18 protein-coding genes and 1 pseudogene are annotated in these 22,693 nt (G+C 58.6%); 8 read left to right on the top strand and 11 right to left on the bottom strand.

The features are described from left to right. Positions 1–99 precede the first annotated feature (99 nt). The gene (locus ACPOL_RS11585; protein ID WP_114207207.1) at positions 100–1,401 is read left to right on the top strand and encodes a sugar MFS transporter; all 1,302 of its coding nucleotides are present in this window, start codon (positions 100–102) and stop codon (positions 1,399–1,401) included. 34 nt (positions 1,402–1,435) lie between these two features. Here the strand turns inward: ACPOL_RS11585 and ACPOL_RS11580 are convergent, their stop codons facing one another. After that, positions 1,436–1,954, bottom strand: coding sequence for an Lrp/AsnC family transcriptional regulator (locus ACPOL_RS11580; RefSeq protein ID WP_114207206.1), 519 nt, complete (start codon positions 1,952–1,954; stop codon positions 1,436–1,438). 94 nt (positions 1,955–2,048) lie between these two features. Here ACPOL_RS11580 and hutH point away from each other — a divergent pair, with 94 nt between their 5' ends. The 3 genes from hutH to hutI all read left to right on the top strand — a co-directional run bounded on the left by hutH (position 2,049) and on the right by hutI (position 6,684). Continuing rightward, positions 2,049–3,620, top strand: a complete 1,572-nt coding sequence (hutH, locus tag ACPOL_RS11575; protein ID WP_114207205.1) for a histidine ammonia-lyase — start codon at positions 2,049–2,051, stop codon at positions 3,618–3,620. An 80-nt stretch (positions 3,621–3,700) separates the two neighbouring features. Then, on the top strand, positions 3,701–5,395 hold the full coding sequence (gene hutU, locus ACPOL_RS11570) for a urocanate hydratase (protein WP_201759165.1): 1,695 nt from the start codon (positions 3,701–3,703) through the stop codon (positions 5,393–5,395). Next, complete coding sequence (gene hutI, locus ACPOL_RS11565) at positions 5,392–6,684, top strand: imidazolonepropionase (RefSeq protein ID WP_114207204.1); 1,293 nt, start codon at positions 5,392–5,394, stop codon at positions 6,682–6,684. Before hutU ends, hutI begins: the two co-directional genes overlap by 4 nt. A gap of 7 nt (positions 6,685–6,691) precedes the next feature. Here the strand turns inward: hutI and ACPOL_RS35715 are convergent, their stop codons facing one another. Together ACPOL_RS35715 and ACPOL_RS36140 are read right to left on the bottom strand one after the other, a co-directional pair. Then, positions 6,692–7,426 (bottom strand): sensor histidine kinase, encoded by a 735-nt coding sequence (locus tag ACPOL_RS35715; RefSeq protein WP_414633367.1) that lies wholly within the window; start codon positions 7,424–7,426, stop codon positions 6,692–6,694. Between the two features lie 27 nt (positions 7,427–7,453). Beyond that, positions 7,454–7,833: pseudogene (locus ACPOL_RS36140) on the bottom strand (PAS domain-containing protein); the annotation flags it as partial. 731 nt (positions 7,834–8,564) lie between these two features. Between ACPOL_RS36140 and ACPOL_RS11555 the strand changes: the two are divergent. Beyond that, positions 8,565–10,160, top strand: coding sequence for a rhamnogalacturonidase (locus ACPOL_RS11555; RefSeq protein WP_114207203.1), 1,596 nt, complete (start codon positions 8,565–8,567; stop codon positions 10,158–10,160). Here the strand turns inward: ACPOL_RS11555 and ACPOL_RS11550 are convergent, their stop codons facing one another. Beyond that, the gene (locus ACPOL_RS11550) at positions 10,161–10,370 is read right to left on the bottom strand and encodes a hypothetical protein (protein ID WP_114207202.1); all 210 of its coding nucleotides are present in this window, start codon (positions 10,368–10,370) and stop codon (positions 10,161–10,163) included. A 15-nt stretch (positions 10,371–10,385) separates the two neighbouring features. Here ACPOL_RS11550 and ACPOL_RS11545 point away from each other — a divergent pair, with 15 nt between their 5' ends. Continuing rightward, positions 10,386–11,969 (top strand): acido-empty-quinoprotein group A, encoded by a 1,584-nt coding sequence (locus tag ACPOL_RS11545; RefSeq protein WP_114207201.1) that lies wholly within the window; start codon positions 10,386–10,388, stop codon positions 11,967–11,969. 70 nt (positions 11,970–12,039) lie between these two features. Beyond that, positions 12,040–13,374, top strand: coding sequence for a DNA polymerase domain-containing protein (locus ACPOL_RS11540; protein ID WP_114207200.1), 1,335 nt, complete (start codon positions 12,040–12,042; stop codon positions 13,372–13,374). A 6-nt stretch (positions 13,375–13,380) separates the two neighbouring features. Here ACPOL_RS11540 and ACPOL_RS11535 read toward each other — a convergent pair whose 3' ends face one another. After that, positions 13,381–14,469, bottom strand: a complete 1,089-nt coding sequence (locus ACPOL_RS11535) for an ATP-dependent DNA ligase (protein WP_114207199.1) — start codon at positions 14,467–14,469, stop codon at positions 13,381–13,383. 119 nt (positions 14,470–14,588) lie between these two features. On the opposite strand from ACPOL_RS11535, the gene ACPOL_RS11530 reads away from it, so the two are divergent. Then, positions 14,589–15,314, top strand: coding sequence for a CPBP family intramembrane glutamic endopeptidase (locus ACPOL_RS11530; RefSeq protein ID WP_114207198.1), 726 nt, complete (start codon positions 14,589–14,591; stop codon positions 15,312–15,314). Here the strand turns inward: ACPOL_RS11530 and ACPOL_RS11525 are convergent. From ACPOL_RS11525 to ACPOL_RS11500, 6 genes are all read right to left on the bottom strand, one after another. Beyond that, a complete protein-coding gene (locus ACPOL_RS11525) occupies positions 15,300–16,178 on the bottom strand; it encodes a CPBP family intramembrane glutamic endopeptidase (RefSeq protein ID WP_236657412.1) in 879 nt (292 codons plus the stop codon). The genes ACPOL_RS11530 and ACPOL_RS11525 overlap by 15 nt on opposite strands. A gap of 48 nt (positions 16,179–16,226) precedes the next feature. Then, the gene (gene treZ, locus ACPOL_RS11520) at positions 16,227–17,954 is read right to left on the bottom strand and encodes a malto-oligosyltrehalose trehalohydrolase (RefSeq protein WP_114207196.1); all 1,728 of its coding nucleotides are present in this window, start codon (positions 17,952–17,954) and stop codon (positions 16,227–16,229) included. 53 nt (positions 17,955–18,007) lie between these two features. Continuing rightward, positions 18,008–19,837 (bottom strand): glycoside hydrolase family 15 protein, encoded by a 1,830-nt coding sequence (locus ACPOL_RS11515; protein ID WP_114207195.1) that lies wholly within the window; start codon positions 19,835–19,837, stop codon positions 18,008–18,010. A gap of 2 nt (positions 19,838–19,839) precedes the next feature. Next, complete coding sequence (locus tag ACPOL_RS11510; protein WP_114207194.1) at positions 19,840–20,610, bottom strand: SDR family NAD(P)-dependent oxidoreductase; 771 nt, start codon at positions 20,608–20,610, stop codon at positions 19,840–19,842. Positions 20,611–20,777: 167 nt separating this feature from the next. Next, positions 20,778–21,515 (bottom strand): ROK family protein, encoded by a 738-nt coding sequence (locus ACPOL_RS11505; RefSeq protein WP_114207193.1) that lies wholly within the window; start codon positions 21,513–21,515, stop codon positions 20,778–20,780. Positions 21,516–21,780: 265 nt separating this feature from the next. Then, complete coding sequence (locus tag ACPOL_RS11500) at positions 21,781–22,674, bottom strand: formate/nitrite transporter family protein (RefSeq protein ID WP_236657411.1); 894 nt, start codon at positions 22,672–22,674, stop codon at positions 21,781–21,783. Positions 22,675–22,693: the final 19 nt, after the last annotated feature.

Raw genomic sequence — 22,693 nt, 5'->3', positions numbered from 1 at the left:
CGCGGGTGCGCACTGAGCACCGCGGCTGGACTGAAACGCCAGAATAAACGGACGATCAGATCCTTGGGGAAAACCGCGAGGTGCGAGGAGATTGGACTCATGGCAATTGCGAGTGTAGGCAAAACGGCGACGACTACGAAGCAGCCAGCCTCGACGAATACGTCGGCCATGGCCGTGGTGACGACCCTCTTTTTCATGTGGGGATTTCTCACCTGTCTCAATGACATCCTGATCCCGCACCTGAAGGCAATCTTCGATTTGAATTACGCGCAGGTGATGCTTGTACAGCTTGCTTTCTTCCTGTCCTATGCGGTATTTGCATTCCCTGCGGGAAAAATCGTCGAGTGGATCGGCTACAAGAGAACCATGGTCATCGGGCTATTGACCATGGCGGTCGGCGCACTCTGCTTTATCCCGGCAGCCAACGTACCGTCCTATCCGCTATTTCTCGGAGCGGAGATCGTCCTGGCGGCGGGAGTAACGGTGCTTCAGGTCTCCGCCAATCCCTTCGTTTCCGTACTCGGGCCAGAACGTACCGCCTCCAGCCGGCTTAATTTGACCCAGGCATTTAATTCTCTCGGCACGACGATTGCTCCATGGATCGGAGGAGCGCTCATCCTCAGCGCCGCTCCGAAGACAACGGATGAAGTGCGAGCCATGTCCGCGACGGCGTTGCAGGCCTATCGCCTCCATGAAGCTTCTACCGTGAAATTTCCTTACCTGGCGATTTCTCTCGCCCTGGTCCTTCTGGCTATCGCCATCGCCCTCTTTAAGTTGCCCCGCATCGAAACGACCCGAGACTTTCGTCCGCAGGTCGGAGACAAGCCGGACAGCATTTGGAGTTATCCCCACCTGATCTTAGGGGCATTGGCGATCTTCCTTTATGTCGGAGCAGAAGTCTCGATCGGCAGCTTCCTGGTGAATTACTTCAGCCATCCCGATACCGGCAACATGACCGAACAGACTGCGGCGAAGTTGGTGTCCCTCTACTGGGGCGGCGCAATGATCGGAAGGTTCATCGGCTCTGCCGTGCTCCAAAAGGTTCGGCCCAATAGGGCTCTCGGCGTGGTGGCCATCGTTGCGTGCACCCTGGTCTCCGTCTCAATCTTGAGTGTCGGACACCTGGCCGTCTGGAGCATCCTGCTGGTTGGACTGTTTAACTCCATCATGTTCCCAACCATCTTCACGTTAGGCATCGCCGAACTCGGGCCGCTGACGGGTGAGGGTTCCGGTATCCTGGTGGCCTCGATTGTCGGTGGCGCGATCCTTCCGTACCTGGAAGGCCGGCTTGCGGATGCGATCGGCATTCACCACGCCTTTATCATTCCAGCAGTCTGCTACATCTATCTTGCCTACTATGGATTCCGCGGTTCTCGGCCTTCGCGAACCGCTGTGGCTTAGAAACACCGCCTTCCTGGTTCACTTGATCGAGTGGTTACTCAATCAAGTCGCCCTGTCGAGGCACCGCCGGGTGCGATGATTTCCTCCCTGCCTTCATGAGCACTTCGTAGGCACGCCTGACGATCGGCGAGGAAAGCACGATGCTGGTCGTCGGAATTCCATACGGGAGCAGCCGCTCAATGGTTCGCTCCAGCTCCGCGATAGAGGCAGTCGCGATCTGAAGGAAAAAAGCATCGCCGCCAGTAACGTGATGGCATTCCCGGACCTCGTTGAGCGAATGGACGAACTTCAGAAAAGGCTGATAGCGCTGGCCATCACAGGTCATCCGGATATACGCCAGGATGGGCAAGCCTAACGATTCGCGGTCGATTTCAGTCGTGTAAGCGCGGATGATGCCGTCCTCCTCCATCCGCCGCATGCGTTCGGCTGTCGCTGACGGAGAAAGACCGACCCGGCGCCCAAGGTCGGCATAGGAGAGGCGAGCATCCTGCTGCAGCTCATGAAGCAGGTTTCGTCCGTAGTCATCGATCTGAGGCGCGTTTTCAATGGTCATTCTGGGAATCCCCCGCGGTTTCTATACCATTTTGGCACTTTATCCGTTGATTATGGGTTCCTATTCCCGCACCCTCTTTCTATCATGAAAGCTCATGGGCATCGCTTTGGAAGCTCCTCAGGCAGGGTTGGATCTGGTCGAACTTGACGGCCAGCCGCTGTCTTTGGAGGAAATAGCCGCAGTGGCGGACGGAGGTCGCCGAGTGACGATCTCGGCGGTCGCTTGCACCCGTATGAACGCTTCGCGGCGGGTCGTGGAAGCGGTTGTAGAGCGGGGGGAAACGGTTTACGGCATCAATACCGGATTCGGCAAGCTGGCCGACCTCCGGATTCCTCTCAATGAGCTGGCCGCATTGCAGCGCAACCTGGTGCGGAGCCACGCTTGCGGCGTCGGCGAACCGCTGGGCGAAGTGGAAGTCCGCGCGATGCTGCTTCTCAGGGCGAATGTCCTCGCGAAAGGGCACAGTGGGGCCCGGGCCCGCGTCGCCGAGTTGCTCGTCGCGATGCTCAACAAGAAGATCCACCCGGTCATTCCCTCCCGAGGCTCTGTGGGCGCGAGTGGAGACCTTGCTCCGCTCGCGCATCTCGCCCTTTCCTTGATCGGGGAAGGAGATGTGCTTTTTCGCGGAGAGCGTGTTTCCTCCAACGATGCCTTGCGAATGGCAGGCTTGGAGCCGCTGATCCTCGAAGCAAAAGAAGGCTTGGCGCTCTTGAACGGGACGCAGGCGATGGCCGCTACCGGCGGTCTCGCGCTCCAGCGCGGACTTCGCATAGCCAAACTGTTTGACTTGGCGGGAGCGATGTCGCTCGAGGCGTTGCGAGGAACGCCCACGCCATTCGATGCACGCATTCATCAGGCACGGCCGCATCCCGGACAAATCGCGGTGGCCAAGCACCTTCGCGAGTTGCTGGCAGAGAGCGAAATTCGAGAGTCGCATCGTCTGAACGATTCCAGAGTGCAGGATGCGTATTGTCTTCGCTGCATGCCGCAAGTGCATGGAGCGGCACGCGGCGCCCTTGAGCATGGACGCGAAGTCGTCGAAATTGAAGCCGGCTCCGCCACCGACAATCCCCTGATTTTCTTAAAGGATGGTCTTGACGGAGATCCCGAAAGCGCAGAGATCCTCTCGGGCGGCAATTTCCATGGCGCTCCGCTGGCTCTGGCGCTGGATTATGCCGCCATCGCGGTTACCGATCTCATCAGCATCAGCGAACGGCGTATCGATCGCCTCATCAATCCCGACATGAATGAAGGGCTCCCAGCGTTCCTATCTGATCGGCCCGGCGTCTCGTCCGGACTGATGATTGCGCATGTGACGGCAGCCGCCTTGTTGAACGAGGCGAAAGTCTTGGCCCATCCGGCGAGCATCGATAGCGTGCCGACTTCGGGAGGCAAAGAAGACCACGTTTCAATGGGCATGACTTCGGCCTTGAAGCTCAAGCGAATCGTTGAGAATGCAGAATTGGTGCTCGCAATCGAGCTGATGGCCGCGGCCCAGGGTTTAGATTATCGCGCACCGATGAAAGCCGCACGCGAGGTCGAGATGGCCCGGGTCCGGGTCCGCGAACTGGTGGCGCGTCTGGGTGAGGACCGGGTTCTGGCGGGCGATATCGAAGTGCTGGCAGAGGCGGTTCGCAATGGAAGCTTCGACCATTGGGTGCAATGATCGTTGATGTATTGAAGGGGCGCTGTGAAGGAGCCCCATTTGAAAGAGCCGGGGGCGCACTGACAATGAAGGAGATGACTATGCCGGAACTGGAGCCGTTGGAAACAAAGCCGCACGGTCCAGTGAAGCCGGTTCGCGCTCCGCACGGGACGGCGTTGAGCTGCAAGGGATGGCAGCAGGAGGCGGCGCTCCGGATGCTGATGAACAACCTCGATCCCGAAGTCGCCGAGCGGCCTGAGGAGCTGGTCGTCTATGGCGGCACCGGCAAGGCGGCGCGAGATTGGCCGTCATTCCACGCGATCGTGCGCGAACTGCGATCGCTCGAAAACGACGAAACGCTGCTGATCCAGTCGGGCAAACCGGTAGGCGTTCTTCGTACCCAGGAGTCGGCGCCCCGGGTGCTGATCGCCAATTCCAACTTGGTAGGCAAATGGTCGAACTGGGATTGCTTTCATGACCTCGAACGAAAAGGCCTGATCATGTATGGCCAGATGACAGCTGGCTCGTGGATTTATATCGGCAGCCAGGGAATCGTCCAGGGGACTTACGAGACCTTTGCCGAGGCCGGACGACAACACTTCGGGGGGAACCTGGAAGGCCGGCTCATTGTCTCCGCAGGCATGGGCGGCATGGGGGGCGCCCAGCCGCTGGCCGCGACCATGACGGGGGCTTGTTTCCTCGGTATTGATGTCGATGCGGCGCGGATCGAGAAGCGGATTACCGGCGGTTACTGCGATGAGATCTCCAGAGACCTCCCCGATGCATTGGCGCGATTGAATGCTGCCCGAACGAACGGCAGAGCGCTCTCCGTGGGGCTGGTTGGCAATGCCGCCGACGTCTTGCCGGAGTTGATTGAGCGCGGCGTCGTTCCTGACCTGCTGACCGACCAGACCAGCGCCCATGATCCGCTGAATGGCTATGTTCCGAACCGGATGACCCTTGCTGAAGCAATTCGTTTGCGCGAACGGGACAGCGCGGAATACACGCGGCTCTCGATGGCGGCGATGGGCCGACACGTCGAGGCGTTGCTCGCTCTGCAGGCGCGTGGCGCAGTGACCTTCGACTATGGCAACAACCTGCGCACCCAGGCGAAGCTGGCGGGCGTCGAGCGCGCCTTCGATATTCCCGGGTTCGTGCCCGAATACATTCGTCCGCTGTTTTGTGTGGGAAGAGGACCATTCCGTTGGGTGGCGCTCTCCGGCAATCCCCAGGACATCTACAGAACCGACCGCCTCGTGCTCGAGCTCTTCCCGGAAGATCTGCCGCTGCGCCGCTGGATCGATCTCGCGCAACGCAAGATTCACTTCCAGGGCCTGCCCGCACGGATCTGCTGGCTCGGCTATGGTGACCGGGCGAAACTGGGCTTGGCCATCAATGAACTGGTCCGCTCCGGAGAAATCTCGGCCCCGATTGTCATCGGCCGCGACCATCTCGACGCCGGGTCGGTCGCCTCGCCCTATCGCGAAACCGAAGGAATGCTCGACGGCTCCGATGCCATCGCCGATTGGCCGCTGCTTAATGCGCTGGCGAATACGGCCGCCGGCGCTTCCTGGGTAAGCATTCACAATGGCGGCGGCGTGGGGATCGGCTACTCCCAACATGCGGGAATGGTCGTAGTCGCCGATGGAACTGACCAGGCTGCCCGCCGGCTACAGCGAGTCTTGACCACTGATCCCGGGATGGGTGTTCTGCGGCACGTGGATGCAGGATATGCCATCGCTGAAAACTTCGCCGGCACTGCGGGCATTCACGTGCCGATGCGGAATCGCGAATGAGTTCGAAGCTCGAGACCGCCGCTACTGTGTCTGAACGGTTGCTGACGAACTGCTCTCAAATCGTCACTCTAAGTGGCCCAAGCAGACCGCGCGTTGGGGCCGAAATGCGCGAGCTTTCAATTGTCCGCGATGGGGCAATCCTGATGCACTTTGGACGGATTGTCGCAGTGGGCCCTCGCTCTGAAGTCGAGCCGCTAGCCAGCCGGGACGCAGAGATCGTCGACGCCGCTGGGCAGGTGGTGACCCCCGGGTTTGTCGACGGCCATACCCATCTCATCTTCGCCGGCAACCGCGCTGATGAATTCGAGCTGCGTTGCGCGGGAATGACCTACCAGCAGATTTCCGAACAAGGCGGAGGCATCCGTTCCACCGTGCGAAAGACTCGAACCGCGACTGAAGGTGAATTGGTCGACACCGGGCGGAAGCATGCCCAGTGGTTTCTACGCAATGGCACCACGACCGTAGAAGCGAAATCCGGGTACGGTTTGACCCTCGAGAGCGAGCTGAAGATCCTTCGGGCGGTGCGCTCCGTCAGCGAACAGACCCCGCTCCGTTGTGTGCCCACCTTTCTAGGCGCGCATGAGGTACCGGAAGAGTACAGCAGCGACTACCACTATGAAGGGCCGTCCTACGTCGAACTGATCATTCGCGAAATGCTGCCCGCAGTCGCCCAGCAGCGGCTGGCCCGGTATTGCGATGTATTTTGCGAACCCAAGGTGTTTTCCGTCGGCATGGCTCGCCAGATCCTTACCGCTGCCAAGGCTCTTGGTCTCGAGCTGCGAGTGCACGCCGATCAATTCACTTGCTCCGGCGCGGCTTTGTTGGCGGCGGAGCTGGGGGCAAAGACGGCCGATCATCTCGAGCAGTCCGACTCCGTTTCGATCGCCGCATTGAAGGCTGCGGGGGTGCAGCCGGTCCTGCTGCCCGGCTCCGTCTATGCCATCGGTTCGCAGAAATATGCTCCGGCAAGGGCGATGATCGAGGCCGGCCTAGCGGTTGTCCTTGCCACCGATTTCAACCCTGGATCCTCGCCGACCGCGTCGATGCCGATGGTCATGTCGCTCGCTTGTACGCAGATGAAGATGACCCCGGCGGAAGCCCTCACTGCCGCAACCATCAACGCCGCCTGCAGCCTGGATGTGCAGCACGATGTAGGTTCGCTGGATGTCGGCAAGGTCGCCGACATCGTCGTACATGAAGCCGAGGACTATCGCGAGATTCCCTACTGGTTCGGCGGCCAAAGACCAGCCGTGGTTTTGGTGGGGGGAGAGCGCCTGGCGCAAGCCTGAATAGGTTTTACGACGAAAGCCCCTGGAACGGCAGAAAAAGCTCGAAGACTGTCCCTGCCTGTCCGTTTCCCTGACGGCTGCGTACCAGCAAACGGCCATGATGGCGCTCGACGATTTCGCTGCTGATCCATAGGCCTAAGCCAGTTCCCCCGATTCCTTTGGTGGTGAAAAATGCCTGGTAGATGTGCTTGATAATGTCTGGACTAATGCCGGTGCCGGAGTCAGCGATAGTCATCATGACTCCACGCGCGCCGGTTCGCCAGTCTGTCGCTTCGCGGCTCCGGATGAGCAAGCGCCCTCCCTTGCCGTGCATTGCATCCACTGCATTGCTGATCAGATTATTCAGCACCTGCCGTATTTCGCTCTCCATACAAACGATCGATTGCGCCGAACGTTCCCTGCGCTCCACCATCACCTGCGCGTTCAAGAACCGGGACTTGTGGATGTCCAATACCGAATTGATAAGCTCACTGCATTTAACGGCATTGGGCTTGGTCGATTGCTTGTAGAAACGGAGAGACTGCGATGCAATGAGCTTGACGCGCTGCATCTCCTTGTCCGCTACCGCCAGGTGTTCCTTGATCTCGGCGAGGTTCTCGGAATTCTGTGCAATGTAGAGCAGGTTCATCACCGAAGACAACGGATTGTTGATTTCGTGGGCGATTGAGGAGGCTAGCCGGCCAACCGCTGCCAGTTTTTCGCTCTCGCGAAGTGCCGCTTCAAACTCAACTCGAGAGGTCACGTCGGTCTGGATCCCCACGAAATGCGTCACCTCTCCCTGCCGGCTGCGGATGGGCGAGAGCGATAGCTCATTCCAGAATGGAGTTCCGTCTTTCCGGTATTCTTTAAAATGGTGATCGCCTCCCGGCGGTCTCGCAGGGCCTCCCGAACGAGCGTCAAGGCTGGTTGATCGCGATCGCCGCGTTGCAGGAACCGGCAGTTCTTTCCCTGGACCTCTTCGAGACAATATCCCGTCATCACTTCAAAGGCTGGATTGACATAGATCAAAGGCAAATCCGGCAATTTTGCATCCGAAACTGAAATGCCGCTGGTCACCGAACGAAAGATGCGCCGGTTCAGATTGAGTTCCTCGAGGGCGGACTGATATCGCCGTGCAAAGGCGCGGTGCGCATAAAGGATCAGGCTCATCTGGGCTGCTAGTGGTGCTGGCCCCATCGGCAGCCGGAGCAGACCATCGAAATAGTGATGTTCGTTAACAGAGGCGGCCTGCTCCGGGACCGGCTCCAGAGCATTGGATAGTCCTGTTTGCTCTCGAACCATGATCGCAATCACGGCCGGGTTGATCCCTTCGCCATTTTCTTCACGCGACGAAAACTTCGAACGAATCCGATGAGCCACCGGCTCATCGGCAATGATTAATTCGAAATCCGAGAGTAGTTCCGGCCTCAACAAGTCTTCGCTCAGAAGGACCGGATTTAGTTCCAACTGCACGGAAGCAGCCTCGATGAGGCGCTGATTGACCGGGTCTTGAATGAGGATGCCCATTCCATTCCTTGCGGCAGGAGACGCGACCTGCCGTCCAAGCGAGGTTTGGCGTCCAGTTTCCAGATCAGATAGGCGCAGAGACTCCATTCGGCAGTCAATCTCCCAGGACAATCAGGGTTGCCGAAAGATCAGCACTCGCTGAGAAGCCTGAATGTAAGAGGAATTGCAATCCCTTCTAGGATGCCGGGAAGCTCAGCAACAGCCGTTCGCAGCTCAGAAATATCCATGTGCGTTGTTTACAGGGCAGATGATAGTCCGCGCGAACTCTTCCGATGCTTTAAGTTCCTGCCCGCTTTCGACATCTTTGCGAAGAGGAGAAGGACTGCTACACTCGCCGAATAAAGTTGAACCGGCCTCAGGAGCGCCGATCAGAGATGACAATGGAGTTCACCCCGCGCCGTGACTTTCTCCGTATCGCCACTGCGGGACTTGCCGGCAGTGTACTGCCCTCAGCTGGCGCCGGCGCTCAGACGGCGTCAACAAACAGCGCACCAGCAGCGGGCAGCCACAACGTTAAATCCTATGGCGCCACAGGGGACGGTCAGACCATCGATTCGCCATCAGTCAATAAGGCCATCGATGCCGCCGCAAGTCACGGTGGCGGCACGGTCTTCTTCCCCGCAGGCACTTACCTGTCTTACTCCATTCATCTTCGCAGCAACGTCGCTCTCTATCTCGATCAGGGAGCCACCATCCTGGCCGCTCCTCCTCTGCCCCCCGGGACAACTGGGGGCTATGATCTCGCGGAGCCCCAGAATCCGGCCTATGAAAGTTACCAGGACTATGGTCACAATCACTGGCACAATTCCCTGATTTGGGGCGAAGACATCCATGACTTCTCCATCTTGGGACCAGGTTTGATATGGGGTAAGGGTCTGACTCGCGGCTGGGACCGCGGACCCGAAGCACGCGCCGAAACACCCGGTGTCGCTAACAAATCCATCGCCCTCAAGAATTGCTACAACGTCAACCTTCGTGACTTTTCGATCCTCCATGGCGGTCACTTCGGCATCCTCGCGACTGGAGTCGATAACCTGACCATCGACAATCTCACCATCGACACCAATCGAGACGGTATGGACATCGACTGCTGCCGCAACGTCCGGGTCTCCAACTGCAGCGTCAACTCCCCCTACGACGACGGTATCTGCCCAAAGAGTTCCTTCGCCCTCGGCTATGCGCGTCCCACCGAGTTTGTAACCATCAGCGACTGTTTAGTCAGTGGGATGGTGGAGGGCACCTTGCTCGATCGTACCTACAAGCCTTTCGGAGGGACCGGCCGCATCAAATTCGGCACCGAATCGAATGGTGGATTCCGCAATATCACGGTCGCCAATTGCGTGTTCTACAACTGCCACGGATTTGCGCTCGAGTCCGAAGACGGCGCTCTTCTTGAAGATGTAACCATTACCAATATCTCCATGCGGGATGTTGTCGATGCGCCCCTGTTCTTGCGGCTCGGCAGCCGGATGCGCGGTCCAGTGGGTGTGCCGGTTGGCACCATCAAGCGGGTCACCATTTCAAACGTCGTGTCATCCGGCTCCCATCCAAGGATCTCGTCGCTCATCAGTGGCGTTCCCGGTCATCCCATCGAAGATCTCAAGCTCTCAAATATCCATATTCACCATCAGGGTGGGGGAACGCCGGAACAAGCCAACATCGTCCTCCCCGAAAAGGAATCCGCTTATCCCGAGCCCACCATGTTCGGCGACACTCCCTCTCAAGGTATCTACTTCCGCCACGTGAAGGGTCTTGAAGCGAGCGACATCAAAATCACCTCAGAAAAGGCAGACGCTCGTCCGGTTTTTGTTCTGCAGGACGTCGAAAATGCCGACTTCTTTCGCATCAAAGCGCCCGAAGCGGCGAGCGGGACCACCTTCGCCCTCAACCAAGTGACGGGCTTCAGCATCGCCGGAAGCCGGCCGATCTCCGACACTTTTGTGGATCGCGTCGAGAAGAAAAATCTCTGATCATTCGGCCGTCCACACTTGTAGACGTTCGATCACCATCCGATACGTGGTATTCGCGGCTGCTGATTTTCTCAGCAGCAACACCATTCCAGGACAGCCGTTTTCCTCTATCGAGTTCGATTGAGGAACAGCCGAGGTATCCATGGCCTGCACGACCGAGAATATGAAATACTTCTCCCATTCGGCGATGCCGCCCAGCATCGCCGTCATAGGGTCACATCAGGCATGAAGTTTCGTAGAATCGCAGCCATTCTTGCAGTCGCCGCAGCCACTCTACCTGCGGCCGTGACCATTCCCGTGAAAGCCCAGAAGGTGGACGACAAGTGGCTGCTTCATCCGCCATCTGACAGCTGGCCGGGGTATCATGGTGACTATTCTGGCCGGCGTCACAGCAAGCTGACCCAGATTACGGCGTCAAATGTAAACGATCTCAGTCTTGCCTGGGCCTTCCAGACTGGACAGAACGCCAGCATCAAATCGACCCCCATCGTGGTCGACGGCATTGCCTATTTCACCGTGCCCGATAACGTCTGGGCCATAGATGCACGCTCCGGCCATCAACTCTGGCACTATCACTATCCGCCAAACAAGGGTGATCATATCGGCCAGCGGGGCGTAGCCATTTATCACGACTGGTTGTATTTCATGAGCCCGGATGCGCACATGATCTCGCTCAATGCGAAAGATGGCACGGTGCGCTGGAACGTCCAGATTGCCGACGTCGAGCAGGGATACTGGACCACCGAAGCTCCGCTGATCGTCGGCAACCATGTAATTGTCGGTATCGGCGGCGACCTTGACAATCTGCCTACCTTCGTCAAGTCCATCGACCCGGAAGACGGGAAGCTGCAATGGCAGTGGAACGTCGATCCCCCTCCAGGAACGAAGGATGCCACCACCGGCGGAACCACCTGGATGCCGGGGACCTACGATCCCGAACTCAACCTGCTCTACTGGGGAACTGGCAATCCCACTCCGGTGCTCAATGGATCCACCCGGCCTGGTAACGATCTCTACACCTGCAGCGTCGTTGCGCTCAATCCCGATACCGGTAAGCTCGTCTGGGCATTCCAGGCATCTCCACACGATACTCACGACTGGGACGCAGTCGAAACCCCGGTTCTCGTGGATGGCGATTTCAAGGGCAAGCCGCGCAAGATGCTGATGCAAGCCTCCCGGAACGGCTACTTCTTTGTCCTCGATCGAGCCACTGGGGAAAACCTGCTTACCACTCCATTCGGCCCAGTGAATTGGGCTACTGGCCTCGATGACAAGGGCCAGCCTATTCCCAATCCGGCCAAGGAGCCGGCCCCCGACGGACGCCTCATCGCTCCGGACGAGGGCGGCCTCACTAACTACCGCGCACCCAGCTTTGATCCCGCCACCGGGCTATTCCTGGTCAGCGCCAAACCGAGCTACAGCCTTTACTTCGCGAAACCCGCCGACGGTTCTTACGGCTGGGCAGGCGCGGACTATAGCCTCTGGGGGAACGGAGTGCTCGAAGCCATCGACTACCAGACCGGAAAAATCCGCTGGAGCCATGAACTTGGACACGGAGGCTCCGGCGCCGGCATCCTGACCACCGATGCAGGGCTGGTATTCACCGGCGACGGTCGCGGCAACGCTCTTGCTCTCGATACCAGCGATGGCAAGACCCTTTGGCATGCTGGATTGGGATCGCCGATGCAAAGCTCCCCCATCACATACATGCTCGACGGCCGCCAGTATGTTCTGACGGGGAGCGGAGGCGTCCTGTTTGCCTGGACCTTGCCGCAGATGGAAGCCAAGCAGGAGCAAGCAGCGCGCTGAGCTCTCCACGCGGAGCAAAGCCGAAACGGCGCTTCGACACAATTCGATTCGAAAGGTGTAGCCTGACTTCGTGAAGCAACAAGAGGCTTGCGAACTGCTCTCCGTGGAGGGGCGCGAAATTCGCGTCACCCATCCCGAAAAGCTTTACTTTTCGAAGCAGACGAAGCTGTCGAAGCTGGACTTAGTCCGCTATTACCTTGCCGTGGCGCCCGGAGCCCTGGGCGGCATCCGCGATCGCCCGATCGTACTCAAGAGGTTTGTGAACGGCGCCGAAGCTGAGGCTTTCTATCAAAAGCGCGCTCCCGGCGAACGCCCTGCCTGGCTTCGCACCGTCACCCTCTCCTTCCCATCCGGCCGAACCGCCGAAGAACTGGTCATCGACGATGCGCCAGGACTCGCGTGGATCGTCAATCTGGGCTGCCTTGAATTGCATCCCCATCCCGTGCGGTCGGCCGATCTCGATCATCCTGACGAGCTTCGTGTCGACCTCGATCCCGGTCCTGGCGTGACCTGGCCCGCGGTGCGCCAGGTGGCGATGGAGGTTAAAGCGCTGCTCGAAGAGATGGGCCTTCGCGGCTGGCCTAAGACCAGCGGTTCTCGAGGCATGCACGTCAATGTGCGCATTGAACCGCGATGGAGCTTCAGCGAAGTGCGCCGCGCCGCGCTCGCGTTTTCCCGCGCGGTCGAGCGCCGATTACCCAACCTGGCCAGTTCAAAGTGGTGGAAAGAGGAACGCCATGGCGTCTTTCTGGACTACAACCAGAACGCCAAGGACAGGACGACCTGCTCAGCCTACTCCGTCCGCCCGCTTCCCGACGCGCGGGTCTCGACCCCGCTTGATTGGCGGGAGGTGCCCGACTGCGAGCCAGCCGACTTTACCGTACTCACCGTTCCCCAACGATTCGAGAAAATTGGGGACCCGCACGCGGAGATGGACTCCGCAGCCGGATCCCTTGAGACTCTGCTCGAACTAGCCGCCAGAGATGAGGCGGAGGGGCTCGGCGACGCTCCCTGGCCACCGCATTTTCGAAAGGCGGAGGGGGAAGCGCCGCGGGTCGCTCCGTCCCGCGCCAAGTCCGCCGCAGCCAAGTCCGGAGCCGCAAAGCCGGCTGCGCAGAAGGCAAGGACGAAGATGCCGCTGCTCGTGGTGGCCAACTCGCCTGATAAAGAAGCAGCGCTAGAAGGCCTGGAGAGATGGAAGCGCAAACACAGCCAGGCCGCCGCGCTGCTGGCCGTCGATGACGTGCTGGTCGACTCGATGCGCGGCAGGTTTTCTACCTGGACGCGCATCCGGATCAATCTACGCCATATTCCTGAAGAGCTCAGGCCGTCGCAGGAGACTCCTGATCCCGACGACGATCCAACCAGACGCCCATCGGCCGCCCCTCCCAGAATCGCCGAATGAAGCGGTTCAGCGATTGCCCGGGAAGATAGACATCAGCTCCTGCGGAGGAACCACTTCGAGTTGGGCATAGGTACATTCACTCGGCGTCTTATCCACCCGCCATCTGCGAAACTGCGCCATATGGCGGAAGCGGCTGCCTTGCATGTGCTCATAAGCGACCTCCACGACCAACTCGGGTCGCAGCGGCTCCCAGGACAGGTCCTTGCCTTGGCTCCAGCGGCTCTGTCCTCCCGGCATCCGCCGCTCCCCATCGCCGGATGCGGCTTCGTTCGCTCCCTCTCTCTGCCACGGATGACCAGTGAGCGCGTTCTCACGATAAGGGGCAAGTAGCGCGACGAGCTCTTTCCGCTTCTCCTGCGTGAAGCTGGCGCAGACTCCAACGTGCTGCAGCATGCCGGAATCGTCAAACAACCCGAGAAGCAGGGAGCCGACAGCCGTATGTTCGCCTTGCTTGTACCAACGAAAACCAGCGACCACGCAATCGCAATCACGCTCATGCTTGATCTTGAGCATGACCCGCTTGTTAGGCTCATACCCTAGCGCGGACGACTTGGCCACCACCCCATCAAGCCCAGCGCCCTCGAAGCGGCGAAACCAATCCGAGGCGACTTCCTTGTCCGAGGTCGCGGGAGTCACATGGATTGGAGGCGTAGCCGCCGCGAGCAGCGAAATCATTCGCTCGCGCCGGTTCCGGAAAGACTCGCCCCGCAGGTCCTGGTCCCCGACGGCGAGAAGGTCGAAGAATACGATCGAAGCCGGAATCTGTGACGCCAGGAGCTTGACCCGCGAGGCGGCAGGATGGATGCGCAATTGGAGCGCGTCGAAATCCAACCCGTCAGCGCCGGCTATGACGATTTCTCCATCGAAGACACATTGAGCCGGCAGCTGCGACCGTATCGGTGCAAGCAACTCGGGAAAATAGCGGTTCAACGATTTTCCGTCGCGGCTCTGGATCAGCACCTCATCGCCATCGCGAAAGATCAGCGCACGAAATCCATCCCACTTGGGCTCGAAGATCCAGGCATCTCCGCTGGGGATTTGGTCGATCCGCTTCGCAAGCATCGGCAGGATCGGCGGATTGACAGGAAGCTGCACGCCTCCATGTTAACCGCACCGACGTCTCCCGGCGCTGCCCTTCGTCTGGAGTAGAGCGGATCTTTTCAACCTACATGCTTCAGCGCACGCTGCTGCGGGAAAAGCTCTAGAATGAGCGCATGGCGGTTGGGAAAGCCGAGCTCCCTCTGGTAGAGGATCCTGGAGCTACGGCCAGCAGGCAGCGCGACATCGTCGAGCTATCTGTAGGCTACGGGCTTATCCTTCTCGTGATCTGGATGCCCAGCCCCTGGCAGCGGCCCCTCTACTTGGCTGCGGCCATCTTCATCTTTGCCGCTAGCTGGAAATCATTCGACGACTGGGCCGATATTGGATTGCGCACCGAGAATCTTCTCCAGTCGATCTGGATCGTTGTCGCGGCAATCGCGGCGGCAGCGATCGCCGTCATGGTTGCGGAAAAGCTCCAAACATTACGTCCGTGGCGAGGTCCATTCGAGCTGATTCAGCGCTTCTGGGGCTATGCGATATGGGCATTTGCGCAACAATTCTTATTGCAGGACTTCTTCTTATCCCGCTTCCGCCGTTTGTTCAAGAGCAAGGTCTTGGCCGTGGTGCTGGCAACCGGAGTTTTTGCTCTGGCTCATCTGCCTAATCCGATCCTTACTGTCGCGACGGTGGTGTGGGGATTCGCCGCCTGCTGGCTCTTTCTTCACTACCACAACCTCATTCCTCTGGCCATCGCTCATGCAGTACTGGGGATCTGCATAGCGATCACATTTCTGGGCAATGTCACTCACAATATGAGGGTAGGACTAGGCTATCTGGCATATCGGCCGCGTCACGGTCACATTCGGCGCTCGATCCCATCTGCTCTACCGCAGCCATAGCGACCAGATTGTATCCACCGAGGCATGGGTCATGGCCGAGGCCCCGACACGGCGCTCCTGTCGCCATGCCCTGCCATAGAACACTCCGGCCAGGGCCGCCAGCAGGACATATCGCCAATTGAAATGAACTGCCCGCTTGTTGAAGTGCGACAAACCAAACAACGATGCCGTCAACAAGAGTGCTGGATAACGGCCTAAGCGCCGTTCTAGAAGGTTCTGCATCCATCCTCGGAAGAAGAGTTCTTCAGGAACGGCGATGAAGAAGAAGGTGAAGACCATTGCGCCGAGAGCCTGGCTCAGCTTCGGCCAGACGGGGTGAAAATGCAAGAAGCCTAGACTCAATCCCAGAGCTACAGCCATTGGGGTGTAGAAGAGCAACTCACGCAGACCAATGCCGAGGTCGCGGAAGCGCAGCCGAAGGTCGAAGCCCACTCCATCCAGTCTTCGGATGACGAGAAACCCGTAAATTCCGGCATCGAGCATCAGCATCTTGTTGAAGACGGCTAGGTAAGGCGGCCAAGCAGGTTCGAACCAACGAAGATCGACGGCAAGTCCCAGGACCGCCAGTATGAGAAAGTCGCGCCAGTCACCGCGCTGCTGGGGATCGAGCTCTCTTGCGCTCCAGAGAAGCACAGCCAGCGCTACCGGCAGCCCCAGGTAGAGAGCGAACCACCCCCAGTGGAAAAATCCGGTAGCAAGCGCCACCAGGAGATAGGGAATACACAGGATTCCAGGGCAGAGCATCTGTCCCCAGGCGGGAAGCGAGGCCGCTTGCCGGAGGACCCACTCGCCGAAGAACGCTGCCGCCAGAAAAGGCAGAAGCGTCAAACCCGCCGCGATCATGACCGGTGGGCTAAAAATCAACTGCCGCTACCAGGAAGGGTGGCATATCCCTAAGGTATCAAAGGCTCTTCAGCTTACACGAACCACGCTGACGCCATCCGGAGGCAAGGTCAGCTCATTTTCCTTGAGAGCGACCTCATCCGATCCCAACAACAAAGTTGACCCTGAAGGCAGTTCGATCTGAAGCGGCTCTGCACCGAAGTTGCAAGCCACCTGGATGGTGCCGCGATCCATCACCAGCCATTGATCGTCTTCATCGACCGAGACGATCACGTCGTCCAAACGGCCATTCACCAACTCGGGAGTGGTCTTTCGCAAATGGATGAGCTGCTTATACCAGTCGAGCATCGCCGAATGCGCACCCTCTGTCACTTCTTTCCACTCCAACTTTGAATCGGTGAAGGTCGCCTCCGCTTGAGGGTCCGGGATCTGCTCCGGCTTCCATCCGAAAGCCGTGAACTCGCGCTTGCGTCCCGCCGATACCAGATGGCCAAGTTCTTCTTCGTGGTCGGTGAAATATTGGAAGGGGGCGGAAGCCGCAAACTCTTCCCCTTGAAACAGCATAGGAACGAATGGAGCGGTGATGACCAGTGCCGCTGCAATCCTGGCCCGCTTTTCACCGACGAGATGCACCAACCGCTCGCCCCGTGCGCGGTTTCCGACCTGGTCGTGATTTTGCGAATACCCCAGAAAGCGCCATCCCGGCAGCCCGCATACTGGGCGTCCGTGGTGCCGGTCGCGATGTTCGCTATAGCTGCCGTCATAAACGTAGACAGATTCAAGCGCCTTTGCCAGATCGGCCAGCGCACCAAAGTCGACGTAGTATCCAGAGCGATCGCCTGTCAAGAAAGTGACCAGCGCGTGATGGAAGTCGTCGCTCCAGGCCGCATCAACGCCATAGCCGCCCGCCTCCGGCGCCTTGACTAGCTTTGGATCGTTCAAGTCGCTCTCCGCGATCAGGACGAGGATGCGCCCCGTCTCCGCTTCAAGCTCCCGTACCTCCCGCGCCAGTTCCTCCAGGAAGTGAGTTGCCGAACGGTCCATGTAGGCCGTCACTGCGTCGAGCCGCAACCCGTCGAAATGATAGTCTCGCATCCACATCAGCGCATTTTCGATGAAGAAGCGCCGAACCTCATGGCTTCCTCCTTCTTCAAAATTCACCGCGTCACCCCACGGGGTTGTATGCAGGCTCGTCAGATAGGGAGCGAACTTGCCGGAGTAATTTCCATCCGGGCCGAAGTGGTTATAGACGACATCCAGCACCATCGCCAGGCCCTTCCGATGCGCGGCATCAACGAGGCGCTTCAAGCCTTCGGGCCCGCCATATGGTTCATAGGGAGCAAACAGGTCAACTCCGTCATAGCCCCAGCCACGCTTCCCGGGAAATGCGGCAACCGGCAGTATCTCGACATGAGTGACGCCCAAATCCTTCAAGTAATCGAGGTGATCGATGACTGCATCGAAGGTGCCTTCCGGAGTGAACGTCCCCACGTGAAGCTCATACACGATTGCGCTCGAAAAGGCGGGCGCGCGCCATTCGCTGTCACTCCACGCAAATGCGGCATGGTCTAGAACTCGCGAGGGTCCATGGATGCCTTCCGGCTGCCACATCGATCGAGGATCGGGGACCGCAGGCTCTTCGCCGTCGATGATGTAGGCATAGTCCGTGCCCGGCCCGGCTGTTGCTACCTCTGCCTGCCACCAGCCGCCGTCCTGGGCTTGCAGTTCCGTCTTCTGGTCTCCAGTTTTTACTTCGACCTTTTTTGCTACAGGGGCCCAGACTCGAAATGAATACATGACATCTCGCTTTCAGCATCGTTTGTGAATTGAAATTTGGCTCGACGCAGTGTTTAAGCCTGCTGTTTAGATGCACGTCGGCTGCTTGATTCCTTGTTGCGCGGCGCGCGATGCCGCAAATTCCCATCGCCCTGGAGGCTGAATGCTGCATTTACCAGCGCGATATGCGACAAGGCCTGGGGGAAGTTTCCCACTTGCCGTTTCTGCGTCGTATCGTATTCCTCCGACAGCAGGCCCAGATCGTTGCGTAGAGAGAGTAGATGCTCGAACAACTTGCGCGCGTCCTCTTCCCTGCCGATCCTTTTCAATGCATTGACCATCCAGAAACTGCAGGCAAGAAAGACCCCTTCTCCCGGAGGTAGACCGTCGTCGACCTTACTGGTGTCATAGCGCAGAACCAGTCCATCGCTCACCAGGTGTTTCTCGATGGCCTCTATAGTGCCTTTGATGCGCGGGTCCTCATTCGGCAGAAAACCGACCAGCGGCATCAACAGCAAGGATGCGTCCAGCATCTTCGACCCGTATGTCTGGACGAAGCTGCCTAATTCATTGTCGAATGCCTTTGCGCAGACCTCTGCATGAATACGATCGCGTAGCTCCGTCCAGCGAGCGATCGGGTCGCTGTAGCCAAAGTGTTCAGCGGCCCGGATGGCGCGGTCAAATGCCACCCACGCCATGACTTTCGAATAGGTGAACTGCTGCGGCCCGCCGCGCGACTCCCAGATGCCCTGGTCCGGCTGGTCCCAGATAGTCTCCAGGTGCTCGACCATGTTTTGGGGAAGCTTGAAACTCTCCGGATCGCCATCCTCTATTCCCAATTCGGCATGCAGGTAGGCGTCCATCACTTCTCCATAAACATCGAGTTGCACCTGGTTTGACGCCGCATTGCCCATGCGCACCGGAGCTGACTGCTCATATCCCGGCAGCCACGTCGCTTCCCACTCCAGCAGGTTCCGCTCTCCAGAGATGCCATACATGATCTGCAGCTGCTCCGGACTGCCGGCAATCGCGCGTCGCAGCCAGTTCTTCCAAGCCGTGGCCTCTTCGTAGTAGCCGCCATTCATCAGCGCCAGCAGCGTGAAGGTGGCATCCCGCAGCCAACAGTAGCGATAATCCCAGTTCCGGTTTCCGCCTAGCGCCTCGGGCAACGAAGTCGTCACCGCCGCCACGATACCTCCCGTCGGCTTGTAGGTCAGCGCTTTCAGGGTTATCAGCGAACGCTCGATCGCCTCCGAGTAGGGGCCGGCAGTCTTTCCTCTCTGCGTCCACTTCAGCCAGGTGTGCTCTGTATCTTCAAGCGCCTTATGTGGGTCGATGGCTCGAGGCCGTGGCTCATGCGATGCCCCATAAGTCAAGACGAAGGTGACATCCTCTCCTTCCTTCAGCTCGAATTCAGAGACGGTCTTCATGTCTTCGCCATGCAATTCGGCACTGGTTCGAAGAACGGTCATGTCCGGGCCGGCAATTGCCTGCAAGCCATCCTCGCAGCGCGTCACCCACGGAACAACTCGTCCGTAGTCGAAACGCATTGCCAGCTCCATCCGCACCGCCACTGCACCCTGTACGCCTCGAACGATTCTTACTACGTCGGAGTGCTTGCCGCGCACCGGCATGAAGTCGATCAGCGTAAAGCGTCCGTCCTTCGCCTCAAACAACGTTTCCAGGATAAGCGTGTGCGGGCGGTACCTGCGGGAGACCTTGACGATCTCCGTTGCCGGCGAGATCTGCCAACGGCCATTCTCGGGGCTTCCCAGTAGAGCGGCGAAGCAGGCTCCCGAGGAAAATGTCGGCCAGCAAAGCCAGTCGATGGAGCCGTCCTTGCCAACTAACGCAGAGGTCTCACAATCGCCAATGAGGCCATAGTCCTCGATGCGGCAGGCCATCGCTACTGCTCGTGATAGCTGCGCGACAGGCCGCCATCGATCGTGTAGGTGGCGCCGTTGACGTACGCGGCTTCATCGGAGGCTAGAAACGCGACCAGATTCGCCACATCATCGGTCGTGCCCAGTCGTCCCAATGGAATGTTCGCCAGAAGGGCATTGAGCTTGGGTTTGTCGTCAAGCAGACTTTTATTAATCGGCGTGACAATCGCTCCGGGCGCGACATTGTTGACGGTGAAGCCCTCCGGACCAAGTTCTACCGCAAGGTCGCGCATCAGCATTCGCACGCCACCCTTGCTGGCGCAATAAGTAGAGAAATTCGGGAACGCCATGTCTTCATGAACCGAACTGATATTGATAATTCGTCCACTCTTTTTCGCGCTCCGCAAGCGCTGCACAAATACTTGAGTGAGAAAGAATGGGCCTTTTAGATTGACTGCCAGCACCTGATCATATTCTTCCTCGGTCACGTCCACGAATGCGGCGCGTTTCTCCATGCCGGCGTTATTGACCAGGATGTCGACGCTGCCGAACGCCGACCACCCCTGATCGATGAGCTCTTTCACAGCATCGAGTTTGGAGACGTCGGCTTGGACAATGATCCCTTTTGCGCCCGCAGCTTGCACCATCCTGAGAGTCTCATCGGCGCCCTCGCGATGACCGATGTAATCGATGACAAGGTGGGCGCCCTCTTCCGCTAGTTTCTGCGCGATCGTCTGTCCAATCCCTGAACTCGAGCCCGTGACCACCGCAACCCGGTTTTCCAACCGCTTCATAATGAACCTCTAAGACTATTCTGATGAGAAGATGCAACTCCCCTGGCACCAACTGTCCGGAGACTTTCGTCCGCTCAGTTGGATGCAGATTCAGGCAAACGTCATCCGTGTGGATCTTCGTCTCAAGACAGGATGTTCGTCCACGGATCCTTCAGGCAGGTTGCGGGTCAGAGCATTGCCTCGTCTCTCCACAATGCCACCCCACCCAGCAACCCGTCTTCGTTCGAAACCGTCTGTACGTTCTCGGGCAGCTTGAAAGAGATCTTTTTGGAATTGCCTCCACCCAGGTACAGGGTGTCCCAGTTAAACAGCTTGGCAGTATTCTCAATTGCTTCCTGCAGGAAGGAGTTCCACTTGTCCACGCCATATTTCTCGTAGCCGCGTTTCCCCAGATAATCCTCGTAGGTACGGTCCTTTTTTCGCCAGATATGGTGTGCCAATTCCAGTCCGGGGCAAAGGTGCCCGCTCGTAAAGAGTGAGGAGCCAAGTCCGGTACCGAGCGTCAACATCAATTCGACGCCCTTGCCTTTGATCGCCGCATAACCTTGGACCGCAGCATCATTGCAAACCCGGACAGGCTTTTTCCACTGCTTCTCGAGCGTCGCCTGCAACGGGAAGCCGACCCAGCTTGGATCCAGATTCGCGGCCGTATAGGTCGTTCCGTGTTTAATCACCCCCGGAAAGCCCACCGACACCCTGTCGAATGGCGGCATTTGCGTCTTGACTTTCTCGAACTCGGCCAGCACCGCTGTGGTTGTCGCCGGTGAAGGCGTCGGAACCCGAACTCTCTCGTTCGTCGGTTTGCCACTACTGTCGAGCGTGATCATCTTGATCCCAGTGCCGCCAGTATCTACGGCCAGAGTGATCACGTCGGTCTTCTCTGTCTCTGCTGCTTTGGTCGCCATCTCTCTCTTTCCTGCGGCAGTGGTGGCACTGCCGCGTCCCTGTTAATCCATGTTTCTGTTACTGCTCGGTATACATGCGCAAGGCTTGGACTGAACTCCCTAGCCAGCGTTCAACAAGAATTGCGCTTTGCTCATTAAAAGGTTCCAATTCGCTCTGCTCATCAAGAATTCGGATTCGCTCTGCTCTCAAGGATTCCGCTCTATTGTGCCTGAAATGGTGGCGGACATGTCGCATCGTAGCCATTTCACCCGACGCGATCGAATCTCATGAAGTGCCGCTCTTGACTTGTCCATATTCAAGCAGTGTCACCAGCATGACGCCGCCTACGATGTTTCCGAGCGTCGCCATCGCCAGCCATGTCCCGTAACCGGCGGCAGAATACTGCCCCGTGAACACCGCTGCAAGAATTTCTCCACTCGTAGCGATGCAGTGTGCGAACTGACCCAGCCCCACCACAAAAGTGAAGACCCAGATCAACAACGCCGATCCGGTGATCGAATGGCTGCCGCTCACCAGCCAGGCGACCAACGCAATGATCCATCCGCCAAAAACCCCACTCCAGAAAACATGACTGGCGGGAACATTGGCAGCTTCCAGGCCAAACTTCGTCATCGCCTCCACATATTCTGGACGCAACGCCCCCGTCTTGACTGCCAGCAGGGCAAACAAAAGTGCCCCGGCAACATTGGAGGGGAAGACCACTGCCCACAGCCGCAGCGTGCGGCCCACGTGACGGCGTTCGGCAAGCACCAGGGCCACTGGATACAGCGTGTTCTCGGTAAACAGCTGACCCCGCCCCAGGATGACCGCCATAAAGCCGATTGGATAGAGGAGGTGGGCAATAAACAGAGCAGTCGCGCTCGAGCCAAGTTCCGCGCGAACAATGGAAGTGCTCAGCGCGGTGAGGCCCATCGTAAGGCCACCCACGACACCCGCGATCGCCAGCGCCGCAACCGGACGAGCCAATTCGTGGCGCGCATTGTCAGCGACTTGAGCGAAGATTTGATGGGCGGTTGGACGAGCGAGATCACGTTGTGCGGGCTGCGCTTGCGCTTCCTGCGACAGCAGATCGGAGAGAGATTCATTGCCTGAGGAAGAACCAGACTCTTCGGGCTCGGCTTGCTCCGGTTTTTCTTTTTGTTCGTCAGCGACGATCAATCGGTACCCTCCGGTACCT

The organism is Acidisarcina polymorpha, from assembly GCF_003330725.1.
Taxonomy (GTDB): domain Bacteria; phylum Acidobacteriota; class Terriglobia; order Terriglobales; family Acidobacteriaceae; genus Acidisarcina; species Acidisarcina polymorpha.
Note: the sequence above shows the minus strand (reverse complement) of the source record. Positions and strands in the feature narration are given on the sequence as shown.